Origin of the sequence: Thermomonas haemolytica, assembly GCF_004346265.1 — a bacterium.
Taxonomy (GTDB): domain Bacteria; phylum Pseudomonadota; class Gammaproteobacteria; order Xanthomonadales; family Xanthomonadaceae; genus Thermomonas; species Thermomonas haemolytica.
Map to the genome: position 1 here is coordinate 97206 of NZ_SMAP01000002.1, position 15932 is coordinate 113137.

Genomic DNA, 15932 nt, shown 5'->3' on the forward strand with positions numbered 1-15932 from the left:
CCTCAGCCCGGCGGCGCCGGCAGCACCGCCAGGGTGATCCGGCTGATGCAGACCGCCTGCCCGGCCTCGTCCTCGATCCGGATCTCCCAGACCTGGGTGCTGCGGCCGATGTGGATCGGCCGCGTGGTGCCGGTGACGGTGCCACTGCGCACCGCGCGCAGGTGGTTGGCGTTGATCTCCAGCCCGACCACCGCATTGCCACCCGCCATCGCCATGCCGGCGGTACTGCCCAAGGTTTCCGCCAGCGCCACCGAGGCGCCGCCGTGCAGCAGGCCGTAGGGCTGGTGGGTGCGCGCGTCCACCGGCATGGTCGCGCGCAGGTAGCCGTCGCCCAGCTCGGTGAACACGATCCCGAGCGTTTCCATCAGGGTGCCGCGCGAGCGCGCGTTGAGCGCCTCCAGGGTCAGCCCCGGCGGCCAGGTGAAGGCGGGCGCGGCCATCGTGGGCTTCAGCGCACCGAGAACACGCCCGGGCGCCAGGCGCGGGTGTAGGAGGGACGGCCATAGCCGCTGCTGCGGCCGTAGCCGACGCCGAAATCGCGCTCGCGGCGGTGGTGCATGCGCTCCACCAGCTCCTCGCGGCGCGAATCCAGCCAGTCGGTGCGGCCCAGGCTGGCCGGGTCCACGCCGCGGCGCGCGGCTTCGCGCGCACGGTAGTCGCAGAAGTCGTCGTAGGCGTCCAGCTCGTGCGCCAATTCGCGCACCGAGAGCTCGATCATCACCGCATCGTCGAGGAAGCCCAGCACCGCGACGTTGTCGGGGATGATGTCGTTCGGGTCGGCGAAATAGGCGAGTGCCGCCAGCACGCGCTGGCGATCGGCCTCCGCCATCGCCCAGGCCTCGTCGCGCAGCATCGCGATCATGTCGTCCAGGCGCAGCAGGCGCTGGCGGATGAAATCCGGCAGGGCGGCCTTCTGCGCGTCCTCCAGCAGCGCCACCGCGGCGGCCACGACCTGCTCCGGGCTCTGGCCCTCGACCGCCTTGCGCGAGCGCTCGGCCGCGGCCTGGAAATGGGCGAGGTCCTGGTCGTTGAGTTCGAAATTGAGCGTGATCGACATGGCGGCGCGGGCAGGCAAGAGAGGGGAGCCCGCAGACTAGGCGGCGCCCCGGTCGCCGTCAATCGACAGTTGTCATGCCCGGCCGGCGCGGGCACGCGGGCCTGCCCCGGGATCGACCCACCGGATCGGCTACAGGATCGGCGACAGCCCCGAGCCGAACGCTGTGAACAGGCGCACGCCCAGCCACTTCAGGCCGAGGTCCACCTCCGGGAAATCGCCCACCGGCTGGTTGCAGCGGCGGAAGTCGGTGGCGAACGGCGACGGCGGCACCTGGGTCGGCGGGCAGCCGGGGCCGGGCACGTAGTCGTAGCTGGTGGCGTACTTGCGCGGCCACAGGTCGAAGATCGGCATCCGCTCCGAGAGCTTGGCCAGGGTGTATTCCACCCCCGGCAGCAGCAGCGCGTCGTCGCGCCGGCCGATGGTCCAGGCGTTGGCCGGGGCCATGTCGCGGCGGATGCTGGCGGCCAGCTGGCGGGCGAAGGCGGGGTCGGCGATCACCACCGCGCTCTCGGTGTTGAGGGTGTCGCCGCGCGGATCGAAATTGTGGGTGCCGACCACCCCCACGCGCGCGTCCACCACCATCGACTTGGCATGCAGGCCCATGCGCAGGCCGGCGCGCTTGAGCCGCACCGGCAGGCCGCCGGAGGACGCGAACGGCGACAGCCGCCCGGCCTCGCTGACCGGCTCGCTGCGCAGGCCGCGCCTGGCCAGCCGGCGCTCGAGCAGGCTGCCGCCGGAGCCCATGGCGGCGGGCGCGTCCTGCCCCTGCGGCGCCTGTCCGTCTGCGGCGTCCTCGCCCTCGTCATCGCCAGCGCCCTTGCCATCCTGGTCGCCCGCGCCTGCCGGGCCATCCGCCGGCTCCGCTTCGCCGGCCGCGTCCGGCTCCTGCTCCGGCTCTCGCCCCAGCGCGGCGCCGGTCTCGCCCAGTTCGAATGGCGCATCCGCGGGGAACGGCTTGAACTCGTGGATCTCGAAACCGAAGTCGCGCAGGTAGCGGCGCTTGTACTTGTACGACATCGCGTAGGCGATGAAGGCATCGGTCGCGGCCAGGCTGTTGGTGGAGATCTGCACCCGCGGCGGCTGCGCGCGCTGGTGCAGGGCGCGGAATACCTGTTGCGCGGGCTTGGACATCACCAGGTAGGGCGTCTGCAGCAGCACCTCGTCGCGCGCGCCCTGCAGCAGCTGCAGCAGCCCATGGCTGGCTGCGCCCACGGCCTGCTCCTCCGGCACCTCGGCGAAGGCATCATCACGGTGCTTGCGCGGCAAATCGCCGATGAACCGCACGCCGCTGACCTCCAGCGCCGGCGCCACGAAGCGCGCCTGCAGCAGGGCCGGATCGTCGGCCTGGGCCAGCAGCGCGCGCACCCGCTCGGGGCGACGGAACGGATGATGCGGCGGCGCGGGCGGCGCCCCGTAACGGCGCAGGTAGCGGGCGACGTCGCCCAGCCGCTGTGGCGGCACGCTGCGCTGGGAGGTCCAGAACGCCTCGAAGTTGGCCTGCATCGCGCGCACCTGCGGCCCGGCCAGCAGCAGGTCGCGGTCGCGGAAGTTGTAGTCCTCGCCCCAGTCGTAATAGTCGTCCTGATAGTTGCGCCCACCGACGATCCCGACCAGCCCGTCCACCACCAGCAGCTTGTTGTGCATGCGCCGGTTGAGCTGGCGCCAGCAGCACAGCGAGGCGATGGCATACATCGGCAGCGCCAGCCGTGCGCGGTCGAGCACCGGGTTGTACAGGCGCAGCTCGAGGTTGGCATGCAGCGAGGCCAGCGCGGCCAGGGTCTCCACCTTGCGCAGCGCGGCCAGCTGGTCGATCAGGATGCGCACCTTGACCCCGCGGAAGGCGGCCGCTTCCAGCTCGTCCATCACCAGCTGGGCGGAGTCGTCCTCATCGAAAATGTAGGTCTGCAGCTCGATGCTGCGGCGCGCGCTGCGGATCAGGTGGATGCGCAGCAGCAGGGCATCCGGGGCGTTGTCGAGGATCAGCGCGCGGTGGCGCGGTGCCTGCGCGGTGGAGGCGGCCCAAACCGTGCGCGCCATGTCCAGCACCGGCGAGGGTGTGGCGCAGGCATCGGCGCGGGTGCAGTCCACCCGGGTGCTGCGCGCCGCCTGCGCGATCCCGGCGGCGGCATCGCGCTGGGCATTGCCGAGGGTGGCGCAACCCGAGCACAGCAGCAGGACCAGCCAGGCCGTCAGCCAGCGGCCGCCCCACGCCCGGCTCATGCGGTCACGGCCACCAGAAACGCGCCAGCCGCGCGGCGCCGGGTTCGACCGCGGCCTCCATCGGGAACGCCAGCACCGCGATCGCGCCCGGCGGCATCCCGCGATGGTCGCCGGACTGGCCGCTGTAGAGCAGCGCCGCCAGCTGTTCCAGCCCCGGGTTGTGGCCGACGATCAGCAGGCAGGCGGCATCGGCATGGGCATCGGCCAGCGCCGCCAGCGCGCCGGGGCTGGCCTCGTAGATCGCCGGCTCCTCGCGCACGTCGCTGCAACCCAACTCGCCCAGCGCGCCCAGGGTCTGGCGGGCGCGCAGGGCCGGCGAGCACAGCACGCGGTCGGGGCGCAGCCCGTGCTGCCGCAGCCAGTCGCCGGCGGCGCGGGCCTCGGCCAGGCCGGTGTCCGACAGCGGGCGGCCGGCGTCGTCCTGCCCGGGCGCGGCGGCATCGGCGTGGGCGTGGCGGAGCAGGATCAGTTCGCGCATCGCAAGGTATCCATGGGGAAGGGATCAGGGCTCGCCCAGCCAGTGCAGCAGGGGCGTCCAGTCCTGCTGGTGCTCGCGCACCTGGGCGGAATGGTAGTCGAACACGCTCTTGCCCAGCCCGGTCAGCACCACGTAGGCCTGGCTGTCGCGCAGCTGCGCCACCACCGGCACCGGCCAGCCGGCGAGCAGCTCCAGCGCCTGCCGGGTGGCCTGGGTATTCGGCTTGCAGCGGTTGAGCACCAGCGCCGCCGGCAGCTTGCCTTTGCGCAGGCGCGGATGGCGCAACAGGTCGTGCAGGAAGCCGGACGCGGCCTCGATGTCGAGCGCCGAGGGCTGCACCGGCACCAGCAGCGCATCGGCCTCGTCCAGGAAGGCGTCCAGCGCGTCGCGGTCGGCGCCGGCCGGGGCATCCACCACCACCCGGCGCAGGCCATCCGGCAGGTGCTTGCGCCAGGAGCGGCGGGTGCCATCCACCGCCGCCACCGCGCCCGCCAGGCCGGCCCGGCGCTCGCACCAGCGACTGGCGGAACGCTGCGGATCGGCATCCACCAGCGCCGCCGTGCGTCCCGCCAGCGCGGCCTGGGCCGCCAGATGGGTGGCCAGCGTGGTCTTGCCGACGCCGCCCTTGGAACACGCCACCAGCCAGGTCTTCATCGCAGGGCTCCGGATCGCCACCGCGACAGCCTACACGCCGGCCCGCGCCGGCGCATGCCGCCGCCCTCACCCTCACGCGCGCGCCTCCACATGCAAGCGCAGCTGTTCCACCGCGGTGCGCAGGTCGGCGGCCAGCGGCAGCACACCGGCCCAGTCGCCGTGGCGGCCAGCCGCTTCCAGCGCGGCCGCGGCGTCCGCCAGCACCTGCGCGCCGACCAGCCGCGCGGCGCCCTTGATCTTGTGCGCCTGGCGGGTCAGGCCGGGCAGGTCGCCGGCCTCGTGCAGGCGCTCCAGCGCGTGCAGGTCGTCGCGCGTGGTGGCCAGGAAATCGTCCAGCAGCCCGCCCAGCGCGGCCGGGTCGCTGCCGCCCAGCGCCTCCAGCACCGCCGCGTCCAGCACCTGCGGTTCCTGTCCGGCGTCGCCGGCGGCGGCTTCCGCGCGCGCATTGTTGGCGGCCTGGATGCGATGGCCCTCTTCCTCGTCCATGCCCGCGCCGCTGGCGGTATGCGGCAGCCAGCGCTGCAGGCAGGCACCGAGCGCGGCGATCCCGACCGGCTTGGCCAGGTAGTCGTCCATGCCCGCGGCCAGGCAGCGCTCGGCCTCGCCCTTCAGGGCGGAGGCGGTGAGCGCCACCATCGGGGTGCGCGGCAGGCCCCGGCGCTCCTCTTCCTCGCGCAGCGTGCGCGCCAGCTGGTAGCCGTCCATGCGCGGCATGTGCACGTCGGTCAGCAGCAGCGCGTAGCGCCCGCTGCGCCAGCGCTCCAGGCCCTCCAACCCGTCCTCGGCCGTTTCCGAGGCATACCCGGCGAGCGCCAGCTGGCGCTGGATCACCTGGCGGTTGGTGGCGTGGTCGTCCACCAGCAGCACCAGGCTGCGTTCGCGCTCGGCCTCGGCCACCGTGGGCAGCCGGCGCGGCGCGAAACCGCCCAGGCGGCGGCCCGCGCGCGGCGGCTGCGGCAGCGCATCGGCGGGCGCACGCGGCAGGGTGACGTGCAGGCGCATGCAGGTGCCCTTGCCGGGCGCGGACTCCATCTCGATGCGGCCGCCCATCAGCTCGGCGATGCGGCGGCTGATCGCCAACCCGAGCCCGGTGCCGCCGAAGCGGCGGGTGGTGTCGGCCTCGGCCTGCGCGAACGGCTGGAACAGCCGCGCCTGCGCCTGCGCGCTGATGCCGATGCCGGTATCGATCACCTGCAGTACCAGCGCATCGCTGCCCAGCGGCCCCGCGCCGGGGTCGTGGCCTTCGGCATCCAGCGCCACGGTGACCCCGCCGTGCGCGGTGAACTTGATCGCATTCGACAGGAAATTGCCCAGCACCTGGCGCAGCCGCACCGGATCCACCTCGTAGGCGGGCGCGAGGCCGCTGCCGATCCGGCATTCCAGCGCCAGCCCCTTGCTGGAGGCAGAGCCGGCATGGCTGGCGACCACGCTGCGCACCAGTTCCGGCAGGTCGGTGGCGACCGGCTCCAGTTCCATCCGCCCGGCTTCGATCTTCGAGAAGTCGAGGATGTCGCCGATGATCCGCAGCAGGGTCTCGGCCGAGGCCTGGATGATGTTGAGCGCGCGCCGCTGCTCGGCATCCAGGCGGGTATGCCCGAGCACTTCGATCATGCCGGTGACGCCGATCATCGGGGTGCGGATCTCGTGGCTCATCGCGGCCAGGAACGCGCTCTTGGCGTGGTTGGCCTCGCGCGCGCGCGCCTCGCTGTCGCGCAGGGCGCGCTCCAGCCGCTTGAGGTGGGTGAGGTCGGTGGCCACCGCCAGCAGGCCGATCATCTCCCCGGTATCGCTGCGCATCGCCGATAGCGCCAGCAGCACCGGTAGGGTCCGCCCGCGCTGGTGGCGCAGGGCGAACTCGCGCGGCGGCTCGCGGTGGCGGGCCAGCTCGCGCAGCGCGGTCCAGTCGGCCGGCACGGTGTGGCCGTAAGCCTCGCTCAGCCCGCGCGCCAGCGCGCCGAGCGCCTCCGGATCGAGGATCACGTCCAGCCGTTCGCGCCCGAGCAGCGCTCCGGCCGGCCAGCCCAGCAGCTTCTCCGCGAACGGATTGACCTGCGAGAACAGCCCGTTCTCGTCCACCGCGAAGATCGCCGTCTGCGCCGCCTCCAGCAGCAGGCGCTGGAATTGCTCGCGTCGCTCCAGCGCCACCCGCACCTTGTCGTTGCGGGCGAGCTGGTCGGTGAGCTGGGTTTCCATCCGCCGCACCTGCTCGCGCATGCCCAGGAAGCTCTCCATCACCTCGCCCAGCTCGCCCTGCGGCAGATACTGCGGCAGGCTGGTGTAGTCGTGGCGGGCCATGTCGCGCGCCAGCTGGTGCAGGCTCTCCACCCCGCGATAGCCGTTGCGCAGCACGCGCCGGCCGAACAAGACGACCAGCAAGAAACACAGCAGCGACAGCCCGATGCGCGCTCGCCCGAACCACGCGGCGCGCGTGAGCTCCTGCCGCACCAGCGCATCCGCGCGCGCCTGGCCGAGGGCGTCGATCTGCTCCAGGCGCGCCACCAGCGGGTCCACCGCCGGGTACAGCTCGCGGTCGGCGAACCGGCCCAGCGCCAGGATGTCCTGGCGCTGCACGATGTCCTGCAGGTCGGCCAGCGCCTGGTCGGCGCGCGGGCGCACCTGCAGCGCCTGCGCCAGCAACGCGCGGCCCTCCTCGTCCAATGGCATCGCCTGCAGCGCCCGCCATTCCAGCGCGGCCTGGGACTGCGCGCGCGCCAGCGTGGCGGCCGCCTGCTGCCAGTCGATCAGGTAGTTGCGGGTGCGGAAGGTGGTGTCCACCAGGTCCATTTCGTAGGTGTTGGACAGCCGGCGGATGCGTCGCATGCCGGCCAGCACGTCGTCGCGCATCGCCACCAGCGCGCGCTCGGCCAGGTACTGCTGGAACTGGTCGAGCACGAGCACCAGCACCCCCGTGACCAGGAACAACCCGAACAGCCCCAGCAGCTGCTTGCGGATGCTGTAGCGCAGGGCGTCGAAGCGCATGGTTCAGGCCCGGGCGGGGTCAGGCATGGTGCGCGGCCTGCTTGTATGTTCAGACCGGACCAGAACGGTAGAGTCTGATCGCCGATGAGGCGACCAGACCGGCCCGTGCAGCTTGGTACGCGCTGGGGTGATCGAGCCCGTCTCTGAGTAAAGAGCGCACGGCCGCCGTGCTGGTCTTCTTCAAGCCCGAACGGTTACGCGCGCCGGCTTGGCCGAGTGCGCATGCACAAGCAAGGGATCCGAAGACCATGTCTGCTTCCTCAGTGGTGGTGGGCATCGACGTGGCCAAGGCGCATGTCGATGTCGCGGTGCTGGGCGCCAAGTTCGATGCCCAGCGGTTCGACAACCAGGCCGAGGCTCACTCGGCGTTGACGGCGGCCTTGAAGCCGCTGGACGTGGCGCTGGTGGTGATGGAGGCCACCGGCGGCTACGAGACGGAGTTGGCCTGCGCGCTGCAGGCCGCCGGCCTGCCTGTGGCGGTGGTCAACCCTCGTCAGGCACGCGACTTCGCCAAGTCGATGGGGCGTCTGGCCAAGACCGACACGGTGGACGCGCGCATGCTGGCGGAGTTCGCCGCGGTGCTGCTGCGCCGCGACGATCTCGCCCGCTTCCTGCGCCCGCTGGCAGACCCGCAGCAGCAATGGCTGGCGGCGCTGGTCACGCGCCGGCGTCAGCTGCTGGCCATGCTGCTGAGCGAGCGACAGCGGCTGCAGATCACGCCCAAGGGGCTGCATCCGAGCATCGAGGCCATCGTCGCGGCCATCAAGGCGCAGCTCGACGACATCGAGGCCCAGATGGTCGGCCACGTGCGTGAGCACTTCGGCGAACTCGACCGGTTGCTGCAGTCGGCCAGCGGCATCGGCCCGGTGGCCAGCGCCACGCTGATCGCCGAGCTGCCCGAACTCGGCCAGCTCAACCGGCGCGAGATCGCCGCACTGGTGGGGGTTGCCCCGATGGCCAACGACTCGGGCGCGAGCAAGGGCAGAAGACACATCCAGGGCGGGCGCTTCGACGTGCGCCGCGTGCTGTACATGGCCGCGCTGACCGCCACTCGGCGCAACCCCGTCATCAAGGCCTTCTACGAGCGGCTGATTGCCGCCGGCAAGTTGCCCAAGGTCGCGCTGGTGGCCTGCATGCGCAAGCTGCTGACCGCGCTCAACGCCATGGTCAGAACCAACACGCCTTGGAAAAACTCGCTGCACGGGGCTTGACCCGGAAGACGGTTACTCAGGGCACCGGCCGCCGCCAGCGCGCGATCGCGGCGGGCAGTTCGCTGCCCGGCACCGGGCGCCCGATCAGCCAGCCCTGCGCCACCTCGCAGCCCAGTTCGGCCAGCAGCTGCCAGTCCTCGGCAGTCTCCACGCCCTCCGCTACCGTGGTCAGGCGCAGCTTGCGCGCCAGGTCCAGGCTGGCCTCCACCATCGCGCGCTTGCGCGAATGCAGGTGTGCGCCGCACACGAATTCCTTGTCGATCTTGAGCTCGCTGAAGGGCACCTGCGCCAGCTGCGCCAGCGAGGAATAGCCGGTGCCGAAATCGTCGATCGACAGCCCGAAGCCTTTCAAACGCAGGCGCGCCAGCACGCTCAACCCGCAGGCGGCATCCGCCATCACCGAGCTTTCGGTGAGCTCCAGCACCACGTCGTCGGGGCGGAGGCCATGGTTTTCGACGATCGCCTGGTAGCGGTCGGCGGCCTGGGCATCGGCCAGCGCCAGCGGCGAGACGTTGACCGAAAGCGCCAGCCGCATGCCATCGCGGTTCCATTGCCGCAGCCAGCGGCAGCCTTCATCGAGCATGCGTTCGGTCAGCGCCTGCGCCCGGCCCTCGCGCTCCAGCAGCGGCACGAACTGCAGCGGGCGCACCACGCTGCCATCGCTACGCTCCCAGCGCGCCAGCGCCTCCACCCCGACGATCTTGCCGTTGCCCAGCTCGGCCTGCGGCTGGAACCACGGCACGATCTCGCCCTGCTCCAGCGCCGCCAGCAGCGCCGGCACGCCGAACTCGCTGGCGGCCTCGTCCAGCGCCTCGCCGGCATGGTCGCCGAAGCGCGCGAGCACCTCCTGCAGTTTGTTCCGGGTCAGCGGCTTCTCCACGCTGCCCAGCACCCGCAGCCCGTAGGCGCGGGCCATGGTCTGCACCGTGTTGAGCAGGGCCGGATCCAGCGCGCTGACCACCACCACCGCACGCGCCAGCCGCTCCTGCGCGATCTGGCCGATGCATTCGATGCCGTCCATGCCCGGCATGTCCAGGTCCACCAGCACCACGTCCGGCGGGCTGGGCTGGCGCCGCAGCACGTCCAGCGCATTCAGCCCGTCGGCACCCTCGAGGGTGCGCTCGATCCCCAGCTCGGCCAGCAGCCGCAGCGCGATCCTGCGCTGGAAGCCGTGGTCCTCGATCACCATTACCTGGAGTTCCGATCCAGCCATGCCATTCCCCCCGGACGCATGCGGCGAATCGCAAGACTACCCCAGCCCGGCGGCCTGCGGGTAGGCTTGCAGGCCCCGGCCCGTGGCCGCCGCCTTCGCTTCGCCGCGCATGCAGATGCTGGTCTTCCACAATGGCCATGTCCTCACCGAGCGCGGGTTCGAGCCGGAGGCGTGCGTGGTGGTGGAGGACGGCCACATCGTGGCGGTGCTGCACGGCGCGCCGCCCGGTGGCGGGCAGCGCATCGATCTCAAGGGCGGCTATCTGGCACCCGGCTTCATCGATGTACAGGTGAACGGCGGCGGCGGGGTGCTGTTCAACAACACGCCCAGCGTGGACGGCATCGCCGCCATCGCGCGCGCGCACCGGCGCTTTGGCACCACCGGCGTCCTGCCTACGCTGATCAGCGATGACGCGGAGGTGATGCGTCGCGCCATCGCCGCGGTGCGCGCCGCCATCGCCGGCGGCGTGCCCGGCGTACTCGGCATTCATCTGGAGGGCCCATACCTGGCGCCGGCGCGCAAGGGCACCCACGATGCGGGCAAGTTCCGGGTGCCAGACGCCGACGCGGTCGCGCTGGCCACCGCGCTGGACAATGGCCTCACCCTGTTGACGGTGGCGCCCGAGCGGGTGCCGGAGGCCAGTCTGCGCGCGCTGGCCGCCCGCGGCGCGATCCTGTGCGCCGGCCATAGCGATGCCAGCTATGCGCAGGCGCAGGCCGGTTTCGCCGCCGGCATCCGCGGCGTCACCCATCTGTTCAACGCGATGTCGCCGCTGCAGGCGCGCGAGCCGGGGCTGGTGGGCGCGGCGCTGGACAACGCGGAGTGCTGGTGCGGGATCATCGTGGACGGAGCGCATGTGCACCCGGCCAGCCTGCGCATCGCCTTGGCGGCCAAACCGCGCGGCAAAGTGCTGCTGGTGACCGATGCGATGCCGGTGGTGGGCGCCGATGCGCCGACCTTCGCCCTGTACGGCGAAACCGTCACCGCCTGCGACGGCGTGGTGCGCAACGCCGCGGGCGCGCTGGCCGGCTCCGCGCTGGACATGGCCAGCGCCGTACGCAACGCGGTGCGCCTGCTCGGTCTGGGGCTGGATGAAGCCTGCCGGATGGCGGCGCAGTACCCGGCGGAGTTCCTCGGCCTCGGCGCAACGCACGGCCGCATCGCGCCGGGCTACCGCGCCGATCTGGTGTGGCTGGATCAAGACGCGCAGGTGCGCGCCACCTGGATCGCCGGCCGCGCCGATGCATGAGCATCGGCACGGCGGCGCAGGGCCTCAGCTGCCCGGCGCGTTCAGCAGCTGGAACCGCGACGGTGTCAGCGGGAATACCCCGCTGTCCGGCAAGGCCTCGGGCGAGCCGGCGAGCCGCAGCCGCTCACGCGCCCACGGCAGGTCGCGCACGGTGGGGTCGGGGATGTAGCTCTCCCATTCCCCAGGCTGGGACAGGCGCTGGCCATGCATCAAGAAGGTCACCGGCACGCGCACCAGCCAGTGGTCCAGCCCCGCCTCCTTGCCGGTGGTCGGCGGCAGGAAGGTCCATGTGCGCGCGGCACGCAGCGAAGCATCCGCGAACTGCCGGCGCAATGCGGCCATCTGCTGCTCGGTCCCCAGCGTGCGCAGGTTGACCCGCTCCACGTCCACTTGCTGCACCTTGCCGTCACGGCCGATGCTCGCGATGAGATAGACGATGCCCTGGGCTCCAAGCATCTGCGCCTCGCGCGGATAGATCGGCGGGTTTATGCGGTCTTGGCGCGGGAAATCGGTTGCAGGCCGCCCATCGTCTTCCTCTCCGAACCAGGTCGCAGCGATGCGCACCTGCATGCCGCCGTCGTCCTGCGGATGGGCGACCAGGCGAATCCGCATCGGCGCCTCGGCGGTCACCGCTACGCCATCGAGCACCACCGGCTGGAACCGCCAGTGGCGGATGGTGGCGTCGAGGAACTGCTCCAGCGGTGCACCCAGCGCGCGGGTGTCATCCAGTTTGTAATCCTTCACCGTGCCGTCCGGCGCGATCACGATCCGGCCGCTGACCAGCAGGGTCGATTCCACCTGCTTGCGCATGGCGCGTACGTTGCCGGCCTCGCTGCCCACCGGCAGCGACGCCAGCGCAATCCCCAACAGCATCCCCAGGATGTAACGCATCGGCTTGCTCTCCCTTCAAGCATGATGTCTTCAAGCGCATCGGCGCGCAGGCGCGATCCTAGCCGATCCTCTGGGCGGGTGCCGCCCCGGGCCTGCTGCCGGCGGCTGCTAAAATACGAGGTGTTTGCTCGAACGCCGCCCTGCGCGGCGTTTTCGCCGTTTCCGGAAGGCCCATCATGACCAGCACCGCCGAACTGTCCTCGCCCGAATCCGCCAAGTCGCTGCTGACGCACGACGTGCTGGACACCGACTACACGCTGGAAGACAAATACCGGCGCACCCAGGGCCGCATCTACCTCTCCGGCGTGCAGGCGCTGGTGCGGCTGCCGCTGATGCAGCGCCTGCGCGATGCGCACGCGGGGCTGGACACCGCCGGCTTCGTGTCCGGCTACCGCGGCAGCCCGCTGGGCGGGTTCGACCTGGAGCTGTGGCGCGCGAAGAAGCACCTGGAGGCGGCCGGGGTGAAGTTCACCCCGGGCCTGAACGAGGACCTCGGCGCCACCATGGTCTGGGGCACGCAGCAGGCCAACTTGTTCCCGGGCGCCAGGCACGCCGGCGTGTTCGGCATGTGGTACGGCAAGGGCCCGGGCGTGGACCGCTGCGGCGACGTGTTCAAGCACGCCAACGCAGCCGGCACCTCGAAGCACGGCGGCGTGCTGGCGCTGGCCGCCGACGACCACGCCTGCCGCAGCTCCACCCTGCCGCACGGCAGCGAGGACGAGTTCGTCAGCGCGATGATGCCGGTGCTCAACCCGGCCGGGGTGCAGGACATCCTCGACATGGGCGTGCTGGGCTGGGCGATGAGCCGCTACACCGGGCGCTGGGTGGGCTTCAAGACGATCGCCGAGACGGTGGAATCCTCGGCCTCGGTGCAGGTGGACCCGTTCGCGCTTCAGATCGTGCTGCCGGGCGACGACGACTTCGCGATGCCGCCGGGCGGGCTCAACATCCGCTGGCCGGACCCGCCGATGGAGCAGGAGATGCGCCTGCACCGCTATGCGGTGAAGGCGGCGCAGGCGTTCGCGCGCGCCAACCGCATCGACCGCCTGGTACTGGACGCGCCACACGCGCGGCTGGGCATCGTCACTACCGGCAAGAGCTATCTGGACGTGCTGCAGGCGCTGGAGTACCTGGGCCTGGACGAAGCCACCTGCCGTGACGTCGGCATCCGCGTGTACAAGGTCGGCATGACCTGGCCGCTGGAGCCGCAGGGCATCGCGCGCTTCGCGCGCGGGCTCGACGACATCGTGGTGGTCGAGGAGAAGAAGGCCTTCATCGAGCGCCAGATGAAGGAGCAGTTCTACAACTGGCCGCAGGACTGGGGGCGCCGCCCGAGCATCGTCGGCAAGTACGACGAGGCCGGCGAGTGGATCCTGCCGTCCACCGGCGAGCTGACCCCGGCCACGATCGCCGGGGTGATCGGCCGGCGCATGCTGCGGCTGGGGCTGGTCGAGGGCGGCCAGGCCGAGCGCATCCAGCAGGTGCTGCAGTGGATGGCGCAGAAGGAAGGCGAACTGGCCCTGCCGCGCGCCAACTTCCCGCGCGTGCCGCACTATTGCTCCGGCTGCCCGCACAACACCTCCACCCAGGTGCCGGAAGGCAGCCGCGCGATGGCGGGCATCGGCTGCCACTACATGGTCACCTGGATGGACCGCCGCACCGACACCTTCACCCACATGGGCGGCGAAGGCGTGACGTGGGCCGGGCAGGCGCCGTTCACCGACACCCCGCACATGTTCCAGAACCTCGGCGACGGCACCTACTTCCACAGCGGCTCGCTGGCGATCCGCCAGGCGATCGCCGCCGGCGTCAACATCACCTACAAGATCCTCTACAACGACGCGGTGGCGATGACCGGCGGCCAGCCGGTGGACGGCGTGCTGACCGTGCCGCAGATCGCGCACCAGATGCGCGCCGAGGGCGTGCAGACCATCGCGGTGGTGTCCGACGACATCGACAAGTGGACCGACCCGTCGATCTTCCCGGCCGGCACCACCTTCCACGACCGCCGCGATCTGGACGCGGTGCAGAAGAGGCTGCGCGAGGTGAAGGGCACCTCGATCCTCATCTACGACCAGACCTGCGCCACCGAGAAGCGCCGCCGCCGCAAGCGCGGCAAGCTGCCGGATCCGGCCAAGCGCGTGGTGGTGAACTCGCTGGTCTGCGAAGGCTGCGGCGACTGCGGCGCCAAGAGCTTCTGCGTCAGCGTGCTGCCGAAGGACACCGAGTTCGGGCGCAAGCGCGAGATCGACCAGAGCAACTGCAACAAGGACTACAGCTGCGTCGAGGGCTTCTGCCCCAGTTTCGTCACCGTGCACGGCGGCAAGCCGCGCAAGGGCAAGAAGGCCAACGCCGCGGAGCGGCTCGCCCACCTGCCCGCACCCACGGTGCGCAGCGACCTGTCGCGCCCGTGGAACATCCTGATCACCGGCGTCGGCGGCACCGGCGTGGTGACCATCGGCGCGCTGCTGGGCATGGCCGGCCACCTCGAGGGCAAGGGCGCGACCGTGCTCGACCAGACCGGCCTGGCCCAGAAGGGCGGCGCGGTGACCACCCACATCCGCATCGCGCGGCGCCCGGACGACATCCACGCCGTGCGCATCGCCGCCGGCGAGGCCGACCTGGTGCTGGGCTGCGACATGGTGGTGGTGAACGACTACTGGGTGCTGTCCAAGATCCGCCCCGAGCGCAGCACCGTGGTGATGAACACCTACGAGGCGATGCCGGGCACCTTCACCACCCGCCCGGACATGCAGTTCCCGGCCGCGGACATCGTGCAGGCCGTGCGCACCGCGCTCGGCGGGCAGGAGCCGGTGCTGGTGGACGCCACCCAGCTCGCCACCGCGCTGATGGGCGATGCCATCGCGGCCAACCTGTTCATGCTGGGCCATGCCTGGCAGCAAGGGCTGGTGCCGGTCTCGCTGGACGCGCTGATGCGCGCGATCGAGCTCAACGGCGCGGCGGTGGACATGAACAAGACCGCATTCGCCTGGGGCCGGCTGGCGGCGATCGACCTGCCGGCGGTGGTCGAAGCCGCCGGCATCGTGCGCAATCCGCCGACTGCCGCCGAGGCCACCCCACACGCGCTGCCCCTGCTGGCCGCTACCGCCAATGACGCCGGCGAATCCGGCCTGACCCCGTTCGCCGCCGACCTCCGCGATGGCGATGAATTGCGGCATGTGCCAGCTTCGCACGCCGGCGCCCCCATCTTCGCTCCGCTGGACGACGCGCGCCTGTCGCGCTCGCTGGACGAACTGATCGCGCGGCGAACGGCCTTCCTCACTGACTACCAAAGCGCCCGCTACGCCCGCCGTTACGCGGACTTCGTCGCGCAGGTCCGCACCGCGGAAGACCGCCGGGTGCCCGGCAGCACCGACTTGACCGAAGCCGTGGCGCGCTACTTCTTCAAGCTGATGGCCTACAAGGACGAATACGAAGTGGCGCGCCTGTATACCAGCGACGAGTTCAAGCGCCGACTCGAGCAGCAGTTCGAGGGCGATTACACCCTGCACTTCCACCTCGCCCCGCCGCTGCTGGCCAGGAAGAACGCGCAGGGCCAACTGCAGAAGCGGGAATACGGCCCGTGGGTGTTCACCGCGTTCCGCGTGCTGGCCAAGCTGCGTTTCCTGCGCGGCACGCCGCTGGACGTGTTCGGCTACACCGCCGAGCGCCGCGGCGAGCGCGCGCTGATCGACGCCTACCAGCGCACCGTGGCGGGCCTGCTGGAGAAGCTCGATGCCGGCAACATTGGACTGGCGGCGCAGATCGCCAGCATTCCCGAACACATTCGCGGCTACGGCCACGTCAAGGAAGCGCACCTGCACAAGGCGATGGCCCGCCAGGCCGAGCTGCTGAAGGAGTGGGACAACCCGCTGCGGATCGTGCAGGCCGCCTGACGCTGCACACCACCCGCGTGCCGTCACGGGCGGTAGCGATGCATCCGACGCAGAGTGCGCCGCAAAGAAAACGGCCCGCGCAAG

11 protein-coding genes are annotated in these 15932 nt (G+C 71.4%); 3 read left to right on the top strand and 8 right to left on the bottom strand.

Translation table 11 applies throughout. The features are described 5' to 3' along the window. Nucleotides 1-2: 2 nt before the first annotated feature. From EDC34_RS03630 to EDC34_RS03655, 6 genes are all read right to left on the bottom strand, one after another. A complete protein-coding gene (locus tag EDC34_RS03630; RefSeq protein WP_114959500.1) occupies nt 3-440 on the bottom strand; it encodes a hotdog fold thioesterase in 438 nt (145 codons plus the stop codon). Between the two features lie 8 nt (nt 441-448). Then, on the bottom strand, nt 449-1057 hold the full coding sequence (locus EDC34_RS03635) for a YkvA family protein (protein WP_114959499.1): 609 nt from the start codon (nt 1055-1057) through the stop codon (nt 449-451). 129 nt (nt 1058-1186) lie between these two features. Next, nucleotides 1187-3277, bottom strand: a complete 2091-nt coding sequence (locus EDC34_RS03640) for a phospholipase D family protein (protein WP_114959498.1) — start codon at nt 3275-3277, stop codon at nt 1187-1189. 4 nt (nt 3278-3281) lie between these two features. Further along, the gene (locus EDC34_RS03645; RefSeq protein WP_114959497.1) at nt 3282-3755 is read right to left on the bottom strand and encodes a SixA phosphatase family protein; all 474 of its coding nucleotides are present in this window, start codon (nt 3753-3755) and stop codon (nt 3282-3284) included. A gap of 24 nt (nt 3756-3779) precedes the next feature. Then, the gene (locus EDC34_RS03650) at nt 3780-4409 is read right to left on the bottom strand and encodes a ParA family protein (RefSeq protein WP_114959496.1); all 630 of its coding nucleotides are present in this window, start codon (nt 4407-4409) and stop codon (nt 3780-3782) included. 72 nt (nt 4410-4481) lie between these two features. Beyond that, a complete protein-coding gene (locus EDC34_RS03655) occupies nt 4482-7388 on the bottom strand; it encodes an ATP-binding protein (RefSeq protein WP_114959495.1) in 2907 nt (968 codons plus the stop codon). A 248-nt stretch (nt 7389-7636) separates the two neighbouring features. Between EDC34_RS03655 and EDC34_RS03660 the strand changes: the two genes are divergently transcribed. Continuing rightward, complete coding sequence (locus EDC34_RS03660; protein ID WP_114959494.1) at nt 7637-8599, top strand: IS110 family transposase; 963 nt, start codon at nt 7637-7639, stop codon at nt 8597-8599. Nucleotides 8600-8615: 16 nt separating this feature from the next. On the opposite strand, the gene EDC34_RS03665 is transcribed toward EDC34_RS03660, so the two are convergent. Next, nucleotides 8616-9812, bottom strand: coding sequence for an EAL domain-containing response regulator (locus tag EDC34_RS03665; protein WP_114959493.1), 1197 nt, complete (start codon nt 9810-9812; stop codon nt 8616-8618). A 109-nt stretch (nt 9813-9921) separates the two neighbouring features. Between EDC34_RS03665 and nagA the strand changes: the two genes are divergently transcribed. Further along, complete coding sequence (nagA, locus tag EDC34_RS03670) at nt 9922-11061, top strand: N-acetylglucosamine-6-phosphate deacetylase (RefSeq protein WP_425477439.1); 1140 nt, start codon at nt 9922-9924, stop codon at nt 11059-11061. Between the two features lie 24 nt (nt 11062-11085). On the opposite strand, the gene EDC34_RS03675 is transcribed toward nagA, so the two are convergent. Then, nucleotides 11086-11952, bottom strand: a complete 867-nt coding sequence (locus EDC34_RS03675) for an energy transducer TonB (protein ID WP_114959492.1) — start codon at nt 11950-11952, stop codon at nt 11086-11088. A 236-nt stretch (nt 11953-12188) separates the two neighbouring features. Here EDC34_RS03675 and EDC34_RS03680 point away from each other — a divergent pair, with 236 nt between their 5' ends. Further along, a complete protein-coding gene (locus EDC34_RS03680) occupies nt 12189-15848 on the top strand; it encodes an indolepyruvate ferredoxin oxidoreductase family protein (RefSeq protein ID WP_425477446.1) in 3660 nt (1219 codons plus the stop codon). The last annotated feature ends 84 nt before the right edge of the window (nt 15849-15932 follow it).